This is a genomic window from Acidisoma sp. (assembly GCF_965199065.1).
Classification (GTDB): Bacteria; Pseudomonadota; Alphaproteobacteria; order Acetobacterales; family Acetobacteraceae; genus Acidisoma.
This window is the reverse complement of sequence record NZ_CBDAQN010000001.1, coordinates 317797-338500: the sequence shown is the minus strand read 5'-3', so window position 1 is coordinate 338500 and position 20704 is coordinate 317797. Positions and strand designations below refer to the sequence as shown.

Sequence of the window (20704 nt, the reverse complement as noted above, 5' to 3'; positions counted from 1 at the left end):
ATCAGCCGCCGCCAAAGAAACGATGCCAGAAGCCGCTGCCGGCTGTCCGCCGCGGCTGCTGGTAGGAGACGTGGGGCCGGGAGGCCGGCGGACGCAAAGCGCTGCTCATCAGCTGCCGCCCCACGTCTCGTTCGCCGACGAGCCGCCTCTGAAAAGCGAGGATGGCCGCGGAGCTTTCATCCAACTTCGCCTGGGCGAGGCTTTCGGCGACCGCCGCCGCCTGATGGAACTCCCCCGCTCGGCGGTAGATGTCGACGAGGCAAAGCCGCGGCTGGATTTCGGTGGATGGCGGCCAGATGGCGGCAGCCTGGCGCCGCCACGCGGCCGCCCACTCGGTTTCCTCGGCGTCGTCCGCCGCCCAGGCAGCCTGCAACAGGGCCTCCGCCGCGGGCCAGGGATCGTCGCGACGCTGACAGAGCAGCGCCCATAACAGGAAGGGACGCGCGAAGGCCGGGGCCTGCGTGCGAAGCGCCGCATACTCCGCGTCCGCGCGGACAACCTCCGCGTCCTCCGGGCTCACCGTCGATAGGTCCGGGGCAGCCGAGCCACAACCGGAGCATTCCGCCACCCAGCGGCGCAGCGTCGAACGCGCCGGCTCGCCCGGACGGAAATCGAGATCGGGCGCGAGTTCAGGGGCCGGCGCCTTGAAGACCGGCCTCACCATCGCGCCGCAGACGGCACAGACGCTCACCGGACCGGCTTCATGCGGCAGCGCTCCTCATGCCGCGACACGACGGGCGACGAGCCCCTCGGCGAGACGGCCGAGCGCGCGGGTCAGACGGTCGGGCGCGACGGCGTAGCAGACGCGCAGCCACCCTTCCCCGCTGTCGCCGAAGGCAATGCCGGGAGCCACGGCAATTCCATGCCGGGAGACGAGGGTCTGGGCCAAGGCCAGGCTGTCGTCGACGCCTTCGACTTTGAGGAAGGCATAGAAGGCGCCATCGGGGCTGGCATAGCGAACGCCGGGCAGGTCGCCCAGGAAGCGCTCGGCGATGGCGCGGCCCTCGGTGCAGTGGGCGCGGAAGGTTTCGGGCGTCGCGTGGTCGGCAACGGCGGCGAGACCGGCCTGTTGGATGAACGGGGCGACGCCCGAATGCGTCACCTCGACCAGTTCGGCCAGTTCGTCCCGCGTGCCGGCGGGGGCGATGAGCCAGCCGAGCCGCCAGCCGGTCATCACCCAGGTCTTGCTGAAGCTGTTGCAGACGATGACCCGGTCATCGGGCTCGGCGACGTCAAGGATCGAGGGGGCGGCGTCCGACCCGTCATAGACCAGGCGTGAATAGACCTCGTCGGAGATCAGCCAGCAGCCGTGGCGGCGGCAGAGGGCGAGGATGTCGCGCAGCTCGTCGTGCGTCGCGGTCCAGCCGGTCGGGTTGTTGGGCGAGTTGAGGATGAAGCAGCGCGCGCCCGACAGTGCGTGGTCGAGCTTGCCGAGATCGAGGTGGAAACGGCCGTCCTGCCGGGCATCGAGCGGCAGGGGCACGACATCGGCGCCGCGCAGGCGGGCGGCATTGCCGGCATTGGGCCAGGCCGGCTCATGCAGCACGACCTTGTCCCCGGCTCGAACGATGGCCGAGAGGGTGATGGCCAGCGCCGCCATGCCGGAGGCGGTGACGATGACACGATCCTCGGTCGACCGGGCGCTGATGGAGGCGCGTCAGGTAGTCGGCGATGGCGTGGCGCAGCGGGGGCAGACCGCGCACGTCCGGGTAGAGGGTCTCGCCCCGTCCGATCGAGGCCGCGAGCGCTGTCAGCGCACTGGCGGGGCTTGGCTGGTCGCTCTCGCCGAAACAAAGGAACTCCGTATCCGGGCGGCCGAAGGCGAGCCGGGCGACGGAGACGATGCGAGACCCTGGCACACGGGTAAGGTCGAATTGGAATCCGGACATCCGACGGGGCTACCACAGCCCGCCGCGCCGAGGCGAGAGGCGATCATGAGGTTGGCCATCTGTGGCGTCGCGATGGGGCATCGTTCGCGTACGAGAAGATTAGCATCCATCCAGCGGCGATTGCCTACAGACCGGAGGTGTTTCCAATGACCCCCACAGCCGTCTATCGGCCTAGTCCTCTTCGTCCTGGTCCTCGTCCAGGCTGAACTGGTCCGCCTCGCGATCGTAGCTGAAGAGCTCCGCATAGCGGCCCCAGGCGATCACCGTCCGCATCGTCGCATCCGCGTAGTCGGGAGACATGTGGTCCTCCAGTTCGTCGCGGAACCTCAGCGCCGGCGCCCGATGGTTCCAGCGCTCGTCCAGCACCTGGCGGATCTGCGTCATGATCGGCACGTGCGCGCGGAGCGCCGCTTCGAACTCTTCCTTGCGGTCGTCGGTATCCGCCTCGACGAACCGCTTTCCCGGATCGGTAAGCTTGATGTCGCCTTCGTCGAACTCGGCGAAGCCGAGCATCTGCAGCGCCTCGCCGATGGGCAACAGTTCGTCCGCCTCCATCTGGAAGGCCGCGGCAAGCGCCGGCAGGTCGGCGCGGCCATTATACGGCTCGCCCTCGATCGTCTCCATCAAACCGGCCATGAGGTTGGTGGACACCACCGGCAGCGGCTGCACGGGCGGCGGGGCGGCGGGCGCGCCGCGGTCCGTCCCTTGCGGCTTCGGATGCTCCACCGGCCGCCGCGTCATCAGCGCGTAGATGTCGTCGACCATCTGCCGGAAATCGGGCGCCAGACGCTCGCGCGGATGGGCGAACGGCACCTTCAACTCGCTCGCGACCCGGCCGGGATTGGAGGAGAAGACGAGGATGCGGTCGCACATCAGCACCGCCTCCTCGATATTATGCGTCACCATCAGGATGGACTTCACCGGCAGCCGCCCCTCCGACCACAGGTCGATGAGGTCGGTGCGGAGCGTCTCGGCGGTCAGCACGTCGAGCGCGCTGAACGGCTCGTCCATCAGCAGCAGGTCGGGGTGGACGACGAGCGCCCGGGCAAGGCCGACGCGCTGGCGCATGCCGCCCGACATTTCCTTCGGGTAGGCGTTCTCATAGCCGCCGAGGCCGATGAGGTCGATCGCCTCCTCGGCACGGGTCTCGCGCTCGGCGCGCCGCACGCCCTGCGCCTCCAGCCCCAGCGCCACGTTCTCCTCGACCGTCAGCCAGGGAAAAAGGGCGAAGCTCTGGAACACCATCGAGACGCCCTTGACGGGACCGGTGATCGGCTCGCCACGCCAGCGAACGTCGCCCGAGGTCGGCTTGAGGAGACCCGACACGATGCGCAGCAGCGTCGACTTGCCGGAGCCCGAGCGCCCGAGCAGACCGACTATCTCACCCTCCTTCAGGGAAAGCTGCACGTCGTCGAGGATGATGACATCGGAGGACGCATCTTTCGGATAGGACTGCCGGCAGTTCTCGATGCTGACGAGCATCGAGGTTTCGGTCCGCACAGTTTGATCCATCGGCGTCTCCTTGTTCCTGGGCGGCCTGACTAGAAAGTCGTGCGGCGCATCGCATAGGCGTGCAGCGGCCGCCAGAGCAGCCGGTTGATGACCAGCACGAAGCCCGTCATGACGCAGACCCCGAGGACGATGCCGGCTGTATTCCCGGCCGTGGTCGCCTGCGCGATGTAGGAGCCGAGGCCAACCGCGGTCAGCGTCGTCTTCCCCCAGGACGCGACCTCGGCGACGATCGCGCTGTTCCAGGCGGCGCCGGACGCCGTCAGCGCCCCGGTGATGTAATAGGGCAGGATGCCGGGGATGATGACGCGCCGCCACCACAGCAGCCCCTTCACGCCAAGGTTGGCCGAGGCCTCCTTGAGGTCGCCCGGAAAGGCCGAGGCGCCGGCGACGACGTTGAACAGCACGTACCATTGGGTGCCGACGATCATCAGCGGCATCAGCCAGATATTCGGGTTGAGCGCGTAGCGCACCAGCACGATGACGACGATGGGGAACAGGAGGTTGGCCGGGAAGGCGGCGAGGAACTGGGCAATCGGCTGGATCACCCGGGTCCAGCGGGGCCTGAGGCCGATCCAGACGCCGATCGGCACCCAGACGAGCGTGACGATGAAGATCGCCGCCGCGACGCGCAGCAGCGTAAAGAAACCTAGCAGCACGACATGGCCAAACTGCGCAAGCGTGAGGGAAGCCGACACGAACATCGCGATCCGCCAGAAGGCGAAGGCGACCACGACGCCGATGAAGGCGAACCAGATGCCGTCGAGGAGGCGCGAGGGCGGCGCCCCTTGCCTGCCGCCAACCGCGACCGGAAGGCGCAGCCGGAGGCCGCCGGCAGCGGTCGCCACATCACCGATCCAGTCACCCGCGATCTGCAACAGGCGAGTGCGCCGCAGCACGCTCAGCACCCAGGGGTCAGGCTGCTCGCCGCCGCTCGTCATTTCAAAGCGGAACTTGGATGACCAGGCGACGAGCGGCCGGAACAGCAATTGATCATAGGTCAGAATGACCGCGAGCATGGCGAGGATCGCGTAGAGCACCGCGCGAAGGTCGCTCGCCCGGAGCGCCTCCGAGACGTAGGAGCCGATGCCCGGCAACAGGAAGGTCGTGTTGCCGACGGTCACCGCTTCCGACGCGACGACAAAGAACCATCCGCCGGACATCGACAGCATGGTGTTGAACACCAGCCCCGGCATGGCGAAAGGCACCTCGAGCCGCCAGAACCGCTGCCAGGTCGAGAGCCGGAAGCTGCGCGTCGCCTCGTCGAGGTCGCGCGGCACCGTCGTCAGCGACTGGTAGAAGCTGAACGTCATGTTCCAGGCCTGGCTCGTGAAGATCGCGAAGATCGCGGCGAGTTCGGCGCCGATGACGCGGCCGGGGAACAGGTTGAGGAAAAATAGGACGGTGAAGGACAGGAAGCCGAGGATCGGCACCGACTGGAGGATGTCGAGGGCCGGGATCATGATCATGCCGAGACGACGGCTTTTCGCGGCGAGCGGCGCGAAGATGAGCGTGAAGATTGTAGAGAAGATCAGCGCCACGAACATACGCAATGTGGTTCTGAGGGCGTAATAAGGGAGCCAGCGCGGATCGAGCGTGATCGTGTCCGCCCTCGGCAGCGGGGCGAGGGTGCCGTGCGCGGCATGGGCGACGAGGATCAGCAGCGCGAGCACGCAGAGGATGGCCGCGGCATCCCAGAGGTTGGGGAGGCGGCGGCCGCTCACGAAGGCGGGCAAGGCCAGGACGGTCATGGTCGTTGCCCTCGGGTTGAATTGTTGGTGGGCCGTCACGGCGAGCCGCCCGGATGCTGGCGCTCTATCCCAGCCGGCAGGTGCCTGTCACCACTCTTCCTGTGACGGACCGGTGACAGCAAGACCATTGCGAGCATGGATGAGTGACACAGCGGGTGGGGGCGGCTATGGCGCCCAGATGCGCGTGCCCCTCCGGCTTGCCCCCCTCGCCGTCTTTCTTGTGCTCGTCGTGCCGCTGGTCGCCATCTGTGCCTGGCGGGTGCCGGCTGGCCAGGTGCCGGACGAGCCGACCCACGTCATGCGGGCGGCGAGCCTGCTGCACGGCGCGATCATCGGCCATCGCGTCGCGACGTTGAATGTCGAAACGGGCAGCCGCGACGCCGGAGTGACCGGCAATACCGGCCTCGCCTTGGCGGCGATCGCAGGCAACGGCGACATGGCCCCGCTGCCGCCGGAAGCGTCGCGTGCGGCAAGGCTCGCCTGGGTGTGGGACATCCCGTGGCAGCCGCGGCTGAGCTTCGTCAGCAGCGCCAACACTGCCGCCTACGCGCCGGTCACATACATCCCGGCGGCGCTGGGGCTCGGTGCTGCAATCCTGATGGGCGCCAAACCTCATGCGGCCATCATCGGCGCCCGTTTGGCGAACGTGCTCGCCTTCACCCTGATCGGCGCCCTGGCGCTGCTGATGGCGGCGCGCGGGCGTCTGCTGCTGCTGATCACGCTCAGCCTGCCGATGACGATCTGGCTCGCCGGCTCCGTCAGCCAGGATGGACTGGCCATCGCCGTGACGGTGCTGGGCGCAGCCTTGCTGACGCGGGGAAGCCGCGCGGGCTTCTGGTGCGGCTGCGCGGCCTTGGCCGTGCTGGTCCTGCAGAAGCCACCGTTTCTTCCGTTGGCGATCCTGCCGCTGGTGGTGCCGGGGACATCCGGGCCCGGCAGCTGGAGACGGCGCATCGGGGGTGCCGTGAGCGTGGCCCTGCCCGGGCTGCTATGGGCACTGGCGGTGGCGGCGCTCGTTTCGGTGCCGCTGCTGCCCGGACCGCCTTACCATCCGGGTCCGCTCTGGCCCGGCGATCCGGCGCGGCTGTTCCGCTCGGCCATCGCCGGCGCGCAGATCGCCGTGGTAATGCACCATCCAGTGCAGGTCGCATTGCTGCCGTTCACGTCGGGCGGCGCGGCGCTGCCATCGCTCTGGCTGCAATTCATCGGCGTTCTGGGTCAGCTTTCGATCCGCCTGCCGCGGGCGCTCTACACGCTGTGGTCCTTGGCGATCGTCTCGGGTCTCGGTGCGCTGACGGCAAGCCCACGCCCACCCGGAACGCGCTGGTTCACCGGACCGGCGGCGGCAGTCGCAGTGGTGGCCAGTGTCGAACTCATCTTTCTGGCGCTCTACCTCACCTGGACGCCGGTGGGCATGGATCGCGTCGACGGCATCCAGGGGCGGTACTTCCTCCCGCTCTTGCCGCTCATCCTCTTCGTCGTCCCGGCCAGCGGTGTGTCACGGCGCCTTCCCGGATGGCTCTGGTGGCCGGCGCCGATCGCCGCGATCCTGGCGACGGACGCCACCCTGCCCGGAGTGATCGCCGCCCATTTCTACCGCTGAGGCTTGATGTGTTTCTGACGTCATCCTGAGGGCAAGGGCACCTAAAGTCCGGTAGAGCCAAATCCGCCGGCCCCGCGCGCCGTCTCGTCGAGCGCCGCGACCTCGCGCCAGACGATCCGCGTCACCGGCGCCAGAACCGCCTGCGCGATCCGCATCCCGCGCGTCACCACGACCGGCTCGGAGCCCCCGTTCATCAGGATGACCTTGATCTCGCCGCGGTAGTCCTCGTCGATGGTGCCCGGCGAATTGGCCACCAGAAGCCCGTGGTTCAGCGCCAGGCCGGAACGCGGACGGATCTGCAACTCGTGGCCCTCGGGCAGGGCGACCATCAATCCGGTCGGGATGGCGGTTCGTCCGCCGGGAGGTAGAACCACGGGGTCGGCCACCGCGGCCAACAGGTCCAAGGCCGCCGCGCCCGCGCTCGCATAGGTGGGCAGCGCAAGCCCCTCTGCATGCGGCAGCCGCACAACCTCCACCATCGCCTCGATCATCCGATCGCCTCACCGGCCAAAGCCTGAGCGATCCGCGCGGCGAGACGCTTGGCCACCGCCTCCTTGCGCATGCGCGGCCAGTCCTCGACGCCCGCCGCCGTGATCAGATGCACCTCGTTCTCCATTCCTCCCATGGCGCCGCCCGCCTCCGACACGTCGTTGGCGACCAGCCAGTCGCAACCCTTCCGCCGCCGCTTCTCGGTCGCATGCGCCATCAGGTCATCCGTCTCCGCGGCGAAGCCGACCACCAGCCGGGGACGTGCCTCGCCATGTGCCGACAAAGCCGCCAGGATGTCGGGGTTCGGGACGAACTCCAGGATGGGTGCGGCGGCACCCTCGACCTTCTTGATCTTGCCGCGGCTCGGAACGGACACCCGCCAGTCGGCCACCGCCGCCACACAGACCGCCGCCTCGGCAGGCAGGGCCGCGCGGCAAGCCGTCAGCATCTGCTCCGCCGTATCGACATGGAGAACGCGCACCCCCGGCGGATCGGGGATCGTGACCGGCCCGCTGACGAGCGTCACCCGCGCGCCGAGCCCCGCCAGGGCGGCCGCGATGGCATGACCCTGACGCCCGCTGCTGCGGTTCGCGATGTATCGCACTGGGTCGATCGGCTCATGCGTCGGCCCGCTCGTCACCAGGACGTGCCGCCCGGACAAGGGTGCCGATTTGGGACCAAGCATCGCCGCGATATGCGCGAGGATAGTAGGCGGCTCGGCCAGCCGCCCTGCCCCCCACTCGCCGCAGGCCATCGAGCCCTCCTCGGGTTCGACCACGGCCACGCCACGCGCGCGGAGCGTCACCATGTTCGCAACCGTCGCCGGATGGTTCCACATCCGCACGTTCATTGCAGGCGCCACCAGCACGGGCTTGTCCGTCGCCAGCAGCAGCGTGGTTGCCAGGTCACTGGCCAATCCCGCCGCCATGCGGGCGAGGATGTCGGCGGATGCCGGAACGACGACGACGAGGTCGGCGGCGCGGGAGAGCTGGATGTGACCCATCTCGCTCTCGTCGGTCAGCGAGAACAGGTCGGTGTAGACTCGGTCCTCTGACAGCGCCTGCAGCGAAAGCGGCGTCACGAATTGCGCGCCGCCCTCCGTGAGCACGCAACGAACCGCCGCACCCTCGCGCCGCAGAAGGCGGATGAGCTCCAGCGCCTTGTAGGCGGCGATACCGCCGGCCACGATCAAGAGGACGCGCTTTCCGGCGAGCGGCAGACCCTGTGACAGGCTTGCGCTCACAGTTTCCAGCCGGAATGGATCGCGGCGATCCCGCCCGAGAGGTTGCGCACCGACACACGGGAGAAGCCGGCATTACGCATCATTCCCGCGAGCGCCTCCTGGTCGGGAAACATGCGGATGCTTTCCGCCAGATACTGGTAGCTCTCCGCATCGCCCGCGAACACGCGGCCGAGGCGCGGCAGGACCTTGAACGACCATGCCTCATAAAGAGGAACCAGCGCCGCCACTTCCAGCCGGGAAAACTCGAGGCACAGAAAGCGACCGCCGGGACGGAGGACACGCCTCGCCTCCGTCAATACCTTGTCCTTGTCCGTACAGTTCCTCAGACCGAAGGCCATGGATACGACGTCCATAGTTCCCGACGGGATCGGCAGAGCCTCCGCATCCGCGACGAGGAAGGTAAGATCGCCGACAAAGCCGCGGTCGACGGCGCGGTCGCGTCCGACCTCCAGCATGGCCGGGTTGATGTCCGATAGGATAGCGGGGCCGCCACCCGCGGCGAGCCAGCCAAAGCTGATGTCGCCCGTGCCGCCCGCCAGATCGAGAAGACGGCGGCTTGCCCGGGGATCGAGCAATGTCGTGAAGATCTGTTTCCACACCCGGTGGATGCCGAGCGACATGAGATCGTTCATGAGGTCGTAGCGCGGCGCCACGCTCGCGAAGACCTCGCGCACCAGGGTTTTCTTCTCGGCCCGCGGAACCGCACGAAAGCCGAAATCGGTCTGGTCGCCTGGGATATCGTCCATGATCATCTGCTTCTGGGGCTTTGTCGCTTGTCGCCGTACCCTATACGATGGCCCGACACATGCCGGAACTCCCCGAAGTCGAAACCGTGATGCGCGGCCTGGCCCTGCGCCTGGAAGGCCGCCGCATCCGTAGCGCCGTCCTGTCGCGGGGCGACCTCAGGCGCGTCATCCCCTCGGGCCTCGCGGCCAGACTGACAGGCGCGACCGTCATCGGGTTCCGGCGGCGCGGAAAATACATCCTGATGAGGCTGTCCGGCGGGGACAGCCTGCTCATCCATCTGGGCATGTCCGGGCGGATGGCGATAAGCCTTCAGACGCTCACCCGAACGGAGGATGCCAAACACGAACATTTGATCATGGAGACGGAGGATGGGTGGCGCATCGGGCTGATCGACCCGCGCCGGTTCGGATTGCTCGACCTGATGGCGACAGAAGCGGAGGATGCCCACGCGCTGCTGCGCGAGATGGGCCCGGAGCCGCTGGAAGAAAGCTTCACGCCGGCGGCGCTCTCGACCGCGCTGCGCGGACGGCGGACGCCGATCAAGGCGGCGCTGCTCGACCAGCGCATCGTGGCCGGGCTCGGCAACATCTACGTCTCCGAAGCGCTGTTTCGCGCCGGGATCAGCCCGCGCAGGCTGGCAGGCTCCGTACCGGGAGCGCGGGCCGCGCGCCTGGTACCGGCGATCCGGGCGACCCTGCTCGAAGCGATCGAGGCCGGAGGCTCCAGTCTGCGCGACTACGTTCAGCCTGACGGGGAGCTGGGATATTTTCAGCATGCATGGAAGGTTTACGGCCGTGCCGGGACGGCCTGCGAACGTTGCCCGGGGCTGCCCGTCTGCGCCGGCGTCAGGCGCATCGTGCAATCCGGACGAAGCACTTTCTACTGCCCGCGCACGCAGCTTTGAGCGAGCACTTCCGCGGATTTTTACGAGATGAACGCAAGGCTGGGACGCTCTTGCACCGCCTCACCGCGCTTGACTCACCTGCAGCCGATATCTAGACAGACCCCCTCACGGGAGCGCCTCTTACCTCGCTCTAATTTCAGTTTTTGGATGTCGTTCGACCATGGCCAATACCGACTCTGCCCGCAAGCGCATACGCCAGACCGCAAAGCGCACCGCTCGTAATGTGGCTCGCCGGACGCGGATGCGCCATGTGATCAAATCGGTCGAGACTGCGATCGCTTCGGGCGACAAGGATGTGGCTCAGGCTGCATTGCGGGCAGCGCAGCCTCTGCTTCAGCGAGCAGCCAACAAGGGCGTCGCGCACCAGAACACGATCTCGCGCAAGATTTCGCGTATGTCGAGCCGCATCAAGGCGATCGCTGTTTAATTTGCGGCGCTGAGTCCGGGATTTTCCTTGCTGTTGGGCGTCCCGGCGTTTGGCATATAGTCACCGTCGTGCTATCTAGACGGTGACGTAGTTCAGAAGTCACGGCGGTCTGTCGACTTAGCAGCCGAACCTGATTATTGTCCAACTGTGAGCGACGATTTCGTCGCTGAGTTTGACACTCTTCAAATACTTTCAGAGACTTTCAAACTGGAGTCCTTTTATTATGGCTCCACTTGATTCTGGTTGCCTAACCCCCCCGCTGTGACCTAGCTTACGTTAATGAAGTTCGGCCGGGGGCGCACAAGCGACCCTCGTTTCTGAAATTCCGTGTCGTAGTCCCGCTTCTTTGAAGCTGAGCTCTGCGACGGCAGTTGGTTTGGCACGTCATGGAGCTACAGTTGAAAGCCGCATCCGACGTTAAGGTGGAAGGATCCGAGACCACCACGCCGGCCGAACTGTCAGCCGAATGGGGCCGCGTGCGGACCCGGTTGCAGAGCGAAGTCGGCGAAGTGGAGTATCGGACCTGGCTGCGGCAGATGAGCCTCGGCGGCACCGATGGCGACGAGGTGACGGTCCTGTTGCCGACGCGCTTTCTGCGCGATTGGGTGAGGAGTCATTACGGCGACCGCATCAGCGCTTTGTGGCAGGCTGAGAACTGCCGGGTCCGGCGCGTGGACATTCGGGTCGGCCGTGGACCCGAAGGGCTGACGACGCCTGTCTCCACAACGCCCGCAGCAGTCCCGGTAGCCGACGCAACCGAGCCGGCGGTTGCCATCGCCGATGATGGGCTGGATGGACGCGGCGACAGCTCCGGTCTCGATCAGCGCTTTACTTTCGAAACGTTTGTCGTGGGGAAGCCGAACGAGTTCGCATTTGCTTGCGCCGGCCGTGTTGCGGATAAGCCGTTTTCTCCCGGCTTCAACCCGCTGTTCCTGTATGGCGGCGTCGGCCTCGGCAAGACGCATCTGATGCATGCCATCGCCTGGAAGCTGCAGGGCGCCCGGCGGGCGGCGCCCCCGGTCTCGGTGACATACATGTCCGCCGAAAAGTTCATGTACAAGTTTATCGCCGCCATTCGCAATCAATCGACCATCGAGTTCAAAGACAATCTTCGCAGCGTCGATGTCCTTATGATCGATGATTTACAGTTTCTTATCGGCAAGGATAATACTCAGGAAGAGTTCTTCCACACCTTCAACGCGCTGGTCGATGCCGGCAAGCAGATCGTGGTCTCGGCCGACAAGTCGCCGTCCGATCTCTCGGGCCTGGAGGACCGGCTGCGGACCCGGCTCGGCTGTGGCATGGTCGCCGATCTGCATGCGACAACCTTCGAGCTTCGCATCTCCATCCTCGAGGCCAAGGCCGCGAAGGCCAGCGTCTCCGTCCCGCCACGGGTGCTGGAATTTCTCGCCCACAAAATCACCAGCAACATCCGCGAACTGGAGGGTGCGCTCAACCGGCTGGTTGCGCATTCAGCCCTCTTCCAGCGCCCGATCACCCTCGAGACGACGCAGGAGGTGCTGCACGACATCCTCCGCGCCCACGACCGCCGGGTGACGATCGAGGAAATTCAGCGGAAGGTCGCCGAGCACTACAACATCCGGCTGACCGACATGTCCTCGGCGCGGCGTGCCCGCAACGTCGCGCGTCCGCGGCAGGTGGCGATGTTTCTCGCCAAGCAGTTGACCAGCCGCAGCCTCCCGGAGATCGGCCGCAAGTTCGGCAACCGGGATCACACAACGGTCATGCACGCCGTCTCCCGCGTCGGCAGCCTGATGGAAAGCGACGCCGCCTTCTCCGAGGATGTGGAGCTGCTGCGGCGCATGCTCGAGTCCTGAAGACAAAAAGAGACGCTTGCCTGACGGGCTGCACGTCCGCCGCTTGTCCGCACAGCTCTTGCTGCTAAGGTGCGCGCCCTTTCAGGCTATCCGGGGTTAGACCATGAAGTTCAAGGCCGAGCGCGCGGTTCTGCTGAAGGCTCTCGCCCATGTGCAGAGCGTGGTCGAGAAGCGCAACACGATCCCCATCCTCGCCAATCTGATGATGAGCGTGAAGGATGACGCGCTGACGCTGACGGCCACGGACATGGAGATCGCCATCGTCGAGCAGGTGGCCGCCACGACGGCGCAGGCAGGCGCCGCCACGGCGCCCGCCGCGACGCTCTACGAGATCGTGCGGAAGCTGCCCGAGGGGGCCGAGGTCGAACTCAACCATCCCGGCGGAGACGCGCCGCTCGGGTTGCGCGCAGGCCGCTACACCACCAGCCTGATGGTGCTGCCGGTCGACGACTTCCCCTCGATGACGGCGGGCACCCTGCCCTTCTCCTTCAAGCTCGGAGCACAGCTGTTGCGCGGCATGATCGACCGCACGCGCTTCGCGATCAGCACCGAGGAAACGCGCTACTACCTCAACGGCATCTACCTCCACACCGCGATGGGCGCGGATGGGGTGCGCGTGCTGCGGGCGGTGGCGACCGACGGGCATCGGCTGGCCCGCGTCGAGGCGCCGCTGCCGGAGGGTGCCGCCGACATCCCGGGCGTCATCATCCCGCGCAAGACGGTGGCCGAAGCGCGCAAGCTGCTCGACGAGAGCCAGGACGATATCGAGATCGCGCTTTCCGACACGCGCATCCAGTTCACGCTCGGCAACGTGCGGCTGACCAGCAAACTCATCGACGGCACCTTCCCGGAATACGAGCGCGTCATCCCTCGCGACAACGACAAAATCCTGCGCGTCGGCAAGAAGGACTTCGCCGAGGCGGTGGCCCGGGTCTCCGCGATTTCGACCGAGCGGTCCCGCCCCGTGAAGATGGCGCTAGATCGCGACCTGCTGACGCTGTCGGCGGCAAGTCCCGAACAGGGCTCGGCCACCGAGGAGCTGGACGAGGGCCGCGTCACCTACAGCTCGACGCCGCTCGAGATCGGGTTTCAGGCGCGCTACCTCAACGACATCACGGACCAGATCGGCGGCGAGGTCGAGTTCCTGTTCTCGGACGGTTCGGCGCCCACGGTGGTGCGGGACGCGGGCGACACGAGCGCGCTCTACGTGCTGATGCCGATGCGTGTCTGAGGCGCCCGGCCCGTCAGCTTTACCGCAGTTTCGCCTCACGCGCCTCGACCTCACCGACTTCCGCAACTATGCGGCGTTGAGCTGGCGGCCGGAGGCGCGGATCTCCGTGATCTCGGGCCCCAACGGCAGCGGCAAGACGAACCTGCTGGAGGCGATCTCGCTGCTCGGGCCAGGCCGTGGCCTTCGACAGGCGCGGGCCGCCGAGTTTCCCCGCCTGCGTCCGGAGGGCGGAACGAGCTGGGCCGTCGCCGCGCGGGTGCGGACGCCCGATCTGGCGGAACCGCTCGTCATCGGCACCGGGAGTGGCCCTGAGGTCAGCGAGCGCCGCGTGGTGCGGCTGGATGGCGCGCCGGCGAGCCAGGCGGAACTGGCGACGCACACCGCGATCTCGTGGATCACGCCGCAGATGGACCGGCTGTTCGGCGAAAGCCCGAGCGGGCGGCGGCGGTTTCTCGACCGGCTGGTCTGGGCGCTGGACCCGGCCCATGCGCGCGAGGTGGCGGCGCACGACGCGGCCATGAGCCGGCGTAACCGCCTGCTGGCCGAGGTCCGCGCCGATCCGGCCTGGATCGCCGGGCTGGAGGACGGCATGGCACGGCACGCGGTGGCGGCGACGGCGGGGCGGCGGGCGCTGGTCGGGCGCCTCAACGCCATGTTGGCGGCGGGGGCCGTGGCGCCGTTCCCCGCGGCGCGGCTGTCCCTGCTCTGCCCGATCGGCGACCGGCTCGACCATGCGCCGGCGCTGGCTGTCGAGGAGTGGCTGCGGGAGGCGCTGGCGGCGGCGCGCACCGCCGATGCGGCTTCCGGTTCGGCCTCGCTCGGCGCCCACCGGGCCGATTTCGCGCTGGCTGACCTCGCGAGCGGACGGCCGGCGGCGCTCGCCTCCACCGGGCAGCAGAAGGCGCTGTTGCTCGGGACCGTGCTCGGACATGCCATGGTGATCGGCGAGGCGCGCGGCTTCGCACCCTGGCTTCTGCTGGACGAGCCTCTGGTGCATCTGGATGAAGGTCACCGCACGGCGCTGCTGGAGGCGTTGCTTCGGGTGCCCGCTCAGGTATTTCTCACGGGCGTCGACGCGGCGCCGTTTGGTTTATTGCGCGGTCGGGCCGAGTTCATGCTTTGCATGGCCGCCGGTCTGCAACAAAACCCTGGTTTAACTAGGCCTGCGCCCTGAGAATCGCTATGATGCGAGCCAATCCCCGCATCCTGGAGTGAATTTCGGCATGTCCGATCCCGCCGCGCCTACGCCTGAGTCTCCCGCCGAAATTCATGCGCCCGAAGTCCATGTCTATGACGCCGCCTCGATCTCCGTTCTCAAGGGGCTGGATGCCGTCCGCAAGCGGCCGGGCATGTATATCGGCGATACGGATGACGGCTCCGGCCTGCACCACATGGCCTTCGAGGTCATCGACAACGCGGTCGACGAGGCGCAGGCGGGATACGCCACCAAGGTCGAGGTCAGCCTGAACGGGGACGGCTCGGTCACCGTGCGCGACGACGGGCGCGGCATCCCGACCGACATCCATCCGGAGGAAAACATCTCCGCCGCGGAGTTGGTGCTGACCCGGCTGCACGCCGGCGGCAAGTTCAACCAGAACTCCTACAAGGTTTCCGGCGGCCTGCACGGCGTGGGCGCGGCCGTGGTCAACGCGCTCTCCGAATGGATGGAGGTGCGGATCTGGAGGGAACACCGCGAGCATTTCATGCGGTTCCAGCACGGCGAGCCGGACGCGCCACTCGTGGAGGTAGGTCCGAGCGAGCGGGAGCACGGCACCGAGATCATCTTCAAGCCGAGCGCGGGCACCTTCACGCATATCGAATTCGACTACGCGATCCTCGAGCGCCGCTTGCGCGAACTCGCATTCCTGAACTCGGGCCTGGACGTGACCCTGCGGGACGAGCGGCACGCCCCGGCGGTGGAGACGCGCTTCTTCTACGAGGGCGGACTGGTGGCCTTCGTGGAATGGCTCGACCGCGCGCGGGCACCGTTGTTCGCGCTGCCGGTCACCGGCAACCTCGAGGACAAGGCAAGCGGCATCCGGGTGGAGTTCGCGCTCTCCTGGAACGATTCCTACCACGAGACGATGCTCTGCTTCACCAACAACATCCCGCAACGGGACGGCGGCACGCACCTCTCGGGCTTCCGTCAGGCTTTGACCCGCGTGCTGACGAAATACGCGGAAGCCCTGAGCAAGAAGGACAGCCTCACGCTGACCGGCGACGACATGCGCGAGGGCCTGACGGCGGTGCTCTCGGTAAAGGTGCCGGACCCGAAGTTCTCGTCGCAGACCAAAGAGAAGCTGGTGAGCTCGGAAGTGACGCCCGCGGTGCAGGCGGCGGCCTCCGACGCCATCGCGCACTGGCTGGAGACGCACCCTCGCGAAGCACGCGCCATCGTCACGAAGGTGATGGATGCGGCGAGCGCGCGCGAGGCCGCCCGCCGGGCACGCGAACTCACGCGCCGGAAGGGCGTGCTTGATGTGTCAACGCTGCCGGGCAAGCTCGCCGACTGCCAGGAGCGCGACGCGTCGAAGTGCGAGATCTTTATCGTCGAGGGAGATTCGGCGGGCGGCTCTGCCAAGCAGGGTCGTGACCGCAAGTTCCAGGCGATCCTGCCGCTGAAAGGCAAGATCCTGAATGTCGAGCGGGCGCGCTTCGACCGCATGCTGGGCAGCGCGGAAATCGGCACGCTGATCACAGCGCTCGGCGCGGGCATCGGCACCGGCGAGCCCGAGCAGGGCGGCTTCAACATCGAGAAGTTGCGCTACCACCGGATCGTCATCATGACGGACGCCGACGTTGACGGCTCACATATCCGGACCCTGCTGCTGACGTTCTTTTTCCGGCAGATGCCGGAGCTGATTACGCGCGGGCACCTCTATATCGCGCAGCCGCCGCTCTATCGCGCCAAGCGCGGCAACGACGAACGCTACCTGAAGGATGACCGCGCGCTCGAAGACTTCCTGCTCAGCAAGGCGCTCGCCGAGGCCAGACTGACCTATGCCGACGGCGAGGTCCTCCAAGGGCCTGAGCTTGAGGCCGAAGTCGGCTTTCTGCGCGAAGCTTGGAACCGCGTCCGCCGGCTGGCGACGACGGCGCCGGCCGCCATTCTGGAACAGGCGGCAATCGCCGGGGCGCTTGCGGTGCCGGCGGACGACACCGATGCTCTGACGCACGCGCAGGCCCTCGCCGAGCGGCTGAACACGCTGCTGCTGGACGGGGAAGCGGGGTGGATCGGCACAGGCGACGTGCCGGGCGGGATCACGCTCGCCCGGCGCCTCCGCGGCGTTGGCGAGCGCTACTCGCTGGATGCCGCGGCTCTGCGCAGCGCCGATGCGCGGTGGCTGGCCGAACGGGCCCGCCGGATTGCCGAGGAGTTCGGACAGCCGGCGGTGCTGAAGCTCGACAGCCGGGAGGAGCGCGTTGCCGGGCCAGCCGCGGCATTCGATGCGATCCTCGGGCATGGCCGACGCGGCCTCGCGATCCAGCGGTTCAAGGGTCTTGGCGAGATGAACCCGGACCAGCTGTGGAAGACGACGCTGGACCCGGATTTGCGGACGTTGTTGCAGGTGAAGATCGGTGATGCCGAGGAAGCCGCGCAGGTGTTTTCGACGCTGATGGGCGATGTGGTGGAGCCACGGCGCGACTTCATCGTGGGCAACGCACTGAAGGTCGCCAACCTGGATATCTGACCGGAGCGTCGCCTGTCACCCGGCGCGTTCCCGGCGCCGAGAGCCGCCATGACGCGCCGGTCGCGCTGTGGGCGGCGAGCGCCTCGGCTCCTCGCTCCGAGATGCGGTCAGCCGCCGGTGGCGAATCCCGGATACAGCGTCATGCCGCCGTCGACGTAGAGCGTCGCGCCGGTGACATAATCGGACGCCTCCGAAGCGAGCCATACGGCCGCCTGCGCGATGTCGTCAGGCTCGCCGATGCGCTTGTAGGGAACGAGCGTCATCAGATCGGAATAGGCTTTGTCCGTGTTCCAAGCTGCCGTGTTGATGGGCGTGCGGATCGCGCCGGGCGCGATGCTGTTCACCCGGATGAAGTGCGGCGCCAGTTCCTGCGCGATGCTTCTCATCAGCAGGTCGATGCCGCCTTTGGATGCGGCGTAGTTTGCATGGCCCGCCCAGGGAATGATCTGATGCACCGAACTCATGCAGATGATCTTGCCCGCGGCCTGAGAAACGGCGGACACGACGCCGCGCTTCTTGAACTCCCGCGTCGCCGAGCGGGCGCAAAGAAACTGCCCGGTCAGGTTGATGGAGATCACCGTGTTCCATTGGTCCAGGGTCATCTCGTCGAGAGCCGAATCCCGCTGCAAGCCCGCATTGCTGACCGAGATATGGAGCGTGCCGAACTCCGCTATCGCGGCAGCATACATCCGCTCGACATCATCTTCCTTGCTGACATCCGCCTGCAACGCGATGGCGCGGCGGCCCATGCCCTCGATCTCGTGCGCCACCTCTTCGGCCGTCTCGGGGTGCGTGACGTAGTTGACCACCACATCCGCGCCGGCACGGGCCAAGCCGAGGGCAACCGCCTTCCCGATCCCGGAGTTGGCGCCGGTGACGATAGCCGGCTGCCCGGTGAGCACCGCATGGTAGGGTGCATTCGGCAGACGGCTCGCATCCGGCAAAGCGGGAGCGGTTGGATCTTTGGACGTGGTGGCGCTCATTGCGGCTCGGCTCCGTCAGTGTTGGATGCAGCCGCTACTTGGTGCGCCAAACGCTGCACGCGCCTGCCTCACCCTCGATCACGGACGGATGAGCCGTCACGATCCCGCGAGGTGGATTCTACGATCCGAGGCGCGTTTATTGACGTTAAACGAAGGTTTTGCGTATTGAACGGGCTGTCGCCCGGTCAAGGCTGTCATGGAGTGGTCTGATGGGCTTATCGCCCGCCTATGTCGTATCGGGCCTGCTGGTGGGTCTGCTGGTCGGCGTCACCGGGGTCGGCGGCGGTTCGCTGATGACCCCGCTGCTGGTGCTCGTCTTCGGCTTTCACCCCTCTACGGCCGTCGGCACGGACCTGTTGTTCGCCGCCGTGACCAAAAGCGTCGGCACGACCATCCACAACGCCGGCAAGACCGTCGACTGGCGGATCGTCGGCTGGATGGCGCTCGGGTCCATTCCGGCGACGATCCTCACGCTCATCGTCATCGCCCATTTCGGCACCACGAGCAAAGCCGTCACCTCGCTGATCTCGCTCGTGCTGGGCATCGCGCTCCTGCTCAGCGCAGTGTCCCTGATCGTCAAGGACCGGGTCATCCGCGTCGCCGTGCAGCGGAACCCCGACTTCGGCCTCCATACGGCCGTCTGGCTGACCGTGGTCGTCGGCTTCGTGGTCGGCGTGGTGGTGTCGATCTCGTCGGTAGGCGCGGGCGCCCTCGGCACCATCGCGCTGCTGTTCCTCTATCCGCGCCTGCCGGTGGTGAAGATCGTCGGATCGGACATCGCCCATGCGGTGCCGCTCACGCTCATCGCCGGGATCGGACATTGGTATCTGGGCGCCGTAAACTTCAAGCTGCTCGAATCGCTGCTGGTCGGCTCGATCCCCGGCATTCTGCTCGGCAGCTACGGCGCCCGCTATGTGTCGGAGGTTTGGCTGAAACCGGCGCTTAGCGTGGTTCTCATCCTCGTCGGGATAAAAATGCTCACTTAGACGCCCGGAATATCATGCGTTGGTAGGTGCCGATCGTTGCGGTAAGGTACAGGCCGATCTTGGATGAGGGCGAGGCCTATGGATGGAGACGCGCGAACAGCCATGCCGGCCGATGAGCTGGATGTGTCCGAGCCCCCGGCGACGCCGGCCCCCGTCGTCACCCCGGCTGAGCCGCCTGCGGCCGCAGGGCCTTCAAAGGCGAGCTTTCCGCCGCCTGCCGATACCCCTACGCAGCATGGGCCCGACGGCATCCGCTTCGACATCAACCACGGCGCTCGCGTGGTGCTGCCCAATCGCACCGAGGGTAGCTGGCGGGTCCGCCTGCGCGATCTCGACACCGGCAACATCCTCTTCCTGAGCGACAACAAGGGCGCGTTCGTCCGCTCCTCCAAACGCTTTTTCGTGCGTTTCGGTATCGATGTCTGGGATGTCGACGCGGGCGGCGAGGCCACGCCCGTATTCAGCCACGAGTATGACGTGCGCGGCCGCGACGTGCTGATCCACTTCCCTGTCGGCACGCTGGGCGACACCATCGGGTGGTTCTCGTACGCCGTCCGCTTCGCCGCCGTCCATGGCGCGCGGGTGACCTGCGCGATGTCGGGCCTCATCATCCCTCTGCTGCAAGGCACCTATCCGCATATACGGCTCGTTACCCATGAGCAGGTGGTGGAGCAGAAGCTTTCCGAGGCCGCCTACGCGACGTACTGCCTCGGCCTGTTCTTCGACGATGCCAGCTTCGAGTGGCAACCGACGGATTTCCGGCATGTCGGGCTGCACCGTACCGCGGGATATATCCTCGGCGTCGACCCCACCGAGGAGGTGCCGCGGATCACCCTGCCGGATGAGAGCCGGCCGATCGACGAGCCCTACGTCTGCGTGGCGGTCCAGGCCTCGACCCAATGCAAGCACTGGACGAACCCGCACGGGTGGCGGGAGGTCATTGCTTTCCTGAAAGGGCGCGGCTTCCGGGTGATCTGCATCGACCAGAAGGCCGTGAACGGCCAGGGGATCGTGTGGAACGCCATTCCTCATGGGGTGGAGGACGAGACCGGAGACCGCCCGCTGACGGAGCGCGCACGCTGGCTGCGCCATTGCACGGCTTTCGTCGGGCTGAGCAGCGGGCTATCTTGGCTCGCCTGGGCAGCGGGCTGCCCGGTGGTGATGGTGAGCGGCTTCACCCACCCGAACAATGAATTCGACACGCCCTACCGCGTCATCAACTGGCACACCTGCAACAGTTGCTGGAACGATGTACGGCATCGCTTCGACCACAAGGATTTTCTGTATTGCCCGCGGCACAAGGGGACGGACCGGCAGTTCGAATGCACCCGTTTGATCACGGGCGAGCAGGTCATCGGCGCGCTCAAGCGCGTGCCCGCGATTGCGGCGGCTGCCTGACGGACAGGCAAGCG

At 66.9% G+C, this 20704-nt stretch carries 18 protein-coding genes; 9 read left to right on the top strand and 9 right to left on the bottom strand.

Translation table 11 applies throughout. From position 1 onward, the window contains the following. Window position 1: 1 nt before the first annotated feature. The 5 genes from ACOEQ1_RS01625 to ACOEQ1_RS01605 form a co-directional block, all read right to left on the bottom strand. Window positions 2-691, bottom strand: coding sequence for a hypothetical protein (locus tag ACOEQ1_RS01625; protein ID WP_419757488.1), 690 nt, complete (start codon window positions 689-691; stop codon window positions 2-4). Window positions 692-718: 27 nt separating this feature from the next. After that, a complete protein-coding gene (locus ACOEQ1_RS01620) occupies window positions 719-1600 on the bottom strand; it encodes an aminotransferase class I/II-fold pyridoxal phosphate-dependent enzyme (RefSeq protein WP_419757487.1) in 882 nt (293 codons plus the stop codon). Continuing rightward, window positions 1536-1889, bottom strand: coding sequence for a hypothetical protein (locus ACOEQ1_RS01615; protein ID WP_419757486.1), 354 nt, complete (start codon window positions 1887-1889; stop codon window positions 1536-1538). Before ACOEQ1_RS01615 ends, ACOEQ1_RS01620 begins: the two co-directional genes overlap by 65 nt. A gap of 171 nt (window positions 1890-2060) precedes the next feature. Further along, on the bottom strand, window positions 2061-3401 hold the full coding sequence (locus ACOEQ1_RS01610) for an AAA-associated domain-containing protein (protein ID WP_419757485.1): 1341 nt from the start codon (window positions 3399-3401) through the stop codon (window positions 2061-2063). Between the two features lie 29 nt (window positions 3402-3430). Then, window positions 3431-5149: an ABC transporter permease gene (locus ACOEQ1_RS01605; protein ID WP_419757484.1), complete on the bottom strand. Its 1719-nt coding sequence runs from the start codon at window positions 5147-5149 to the stop codon at window positions 3431-3433. Window positions 5150-5288: 139 nt separating this feature from the next. Between ACOEQ1_RS01605 and ACOEQ1_RS01600 the strand changes: the two genes are divergently transcribed. After that, on the top strand, window positions 5289-6752 hold the full coding sequence (locus tag ACOEQ1_RS01600) for a DUF2142 domain-containing protein (protein WP_419757483.1): 1464 nt from the start codon (window positions 5289-5291) through the stop codon (window positions 6750-6752). A 41-nt stretch (window positions 6753-6793) separates the two neighbouring features. Here the strand turns inward: ACOEQ1_RS01600 and dut are convergent, their stop codons facing one another. From dut to ACOEQ1_RS01585, 3 genes are read right to left on the bottom strand one after another with little or no spacing between them, the layout of a single operon-like run. Continuing rightward, complete coding sequence (dut, locus tag ACOEQ1_RS01595; protein ID WP_419757482.1) at window positions 6794-7243, bottom strand: dUTP diphosphatase; 450 nt, start codon at window positions 7241-7243, stop codon at window positions 6794-6796. Then, entirely contained in the window at window positions 7240-8484 is a 1245-nt protein-coding gene (gene coaBC, locus ACOEQ1_RS01590; RefSeq protein WP_419757481.1) for a bifunctional phosphopantothenoylcysteine decarboxylase/phosphopantothenate--cysteine ligase CoaBC, read from the bottom strand. Before coaBC ends, dut begins: the two co-directional genes overlap by 4 nt. After that, the gene (locus tag ACOEQ1_RS01585) at window positions 8481-9230 is read right to left on the bottom strand and encodes a class I SAM-dependent methyltransferase (protein ID WP_419757480.1); all 750 of its coding nucleotides are present in this window, start codon (window positions 9228-9230) and stop codon (window positions 8481-8483) included. Before ACOEQ1_RS01585 ends, coaBC begins: the two co-directional genes overlap by 4 nt. 59 nt (window positions 9231-9289) lie before the next feature. Between ACOEQ1_RS01585 and mutM the strand changes: the two genes are divergently transcribed. From mutM to gyrB, 6 genes are all read left to right on the top strand, one after another. Next, window positions 9290-10135: a bifunctional DNA-formamidopyrimidine glycosylase/DNA-(apurinic or apyrimidinic site) lyase gene (gene mutM / locus ACOEQ1_RS01580; protein ID WP_419757479.1), complete on the top strand. Its 846-nt coding sequence runs from the start codon at window positions 9290-9292 to the stop codon at window positions 10133-10135. A gap of 160 nt (window positions 10136-10295) precedes the next feature. After that, on the top strand, window positions 10296-10562 hold the full coding sequence (rpsT, locus tag ACOEQ1_RS01575) for a 30S ribosomal protein S20 (protein ID WP_419757478.1): 267 nt from the start codon (window positions 10296-10298) through the stop codon (window positions 10560-10562). A gap of 455 nt (window positions 10563-11017) precedes the next feature. Further along, window positions 11018-12400, top strand: a complete 1383-nt coding sequence (dnaA, locus tag ACOEQ1_RS01570; protein ID WP_419758613.1) for a chromosomal replication initiator protein DnaA — start codon at window positions 11018-11020, stop codon at window positions 12398-12400. Between the two features lie 103 nt (window positions 12401-12503). Further along, window positions 12504-13631: a DNA polymerase III subunit beta gene (gene dnaN / locus ACOEQ1_RS01565; RefSeq protein WP_419757477.1), complete on the top strand. Its 1128-nt coding sequence runs from the start codon at window positions 12504-12506 to the stop codon at window positions 13629-13631. Beyond that, window positions 13624-14805 (top strand): DNA replication/repair protein RecF, encoded by a 1182-nt coding sequence (gene recF, locus ACOEQ1_RS01560; RefSeq protein WP_419757476.1) that lies wholly within the window; start codon window positions 13624-13626, stop codon window positions 14803-14805. The genes dnaN and recF overlap by 8 nt, the downstream gene beginning before the upstream one ends. A 49-nt stretch (window positions 14806-14854) precedes the next feature. After that, on the top strand, window positions 14855-17323 hold the full coding sequence (gene gyrB / locus ACOEQ1_RS01555) for a DNA topoisomerase (ATP-hydrolyzing) subunit B (RefSeq protein WP_419757475.1): 2469 nt from the start codon (window positions 14855-14857) through the stop codon (window positions 17321-17323). A 107-nt stretch (window positions 17324-17430) separates the two neighbouring features. Here the strand turns inward: gyrB and ACOEQ1_RS01550 are convergent, their stop codons facing one another. Further along, window positions 17431-18306, bottom strand: a complete 876-nt coding sequence (locus ACOEQ1_RS01550; protein ID WP_419757474.1) for an SDR family oxidoreductase — start codon at window positions 18304-18306, stop codon at window positions 17431-17433. A 209-nt stretch (window positions 18307-18515) separates the two neighbouring features. On the opposite strand from ACOEQ1_RS01550, the gene ACOEQ1_RS01545 reads away from it, so the two are divergent. Both ACOEQ1_RS01545 and ACOEQ1_RS01540 read left to right on the top strand, forming a co-directional pair. Then, window positions 18516-19292, top strand: coding sequence for a sulfite exporter TauE/SafE family protein (locus tag ACOEQ1_RS01545; RefSeq protein ID WP_419757473.1), 777 nt, complete (start codon window positions 18516-18518; stop codon window positions 19290-19292). Between the two features lie 102 nt (window positions 19293-19394). Next, entirely contained in the window at window positions 19395-20690 is a 1296-nt protein-coding gene (locus ACOEQ1_RS01540) for an autotransporter strand-loop-strand O-heptosyltransferase (RefSeq protein ID WP_419757472.1), read from the top strand. Window positions 20691-20704 lie beyond the last annotated feature (14 nt).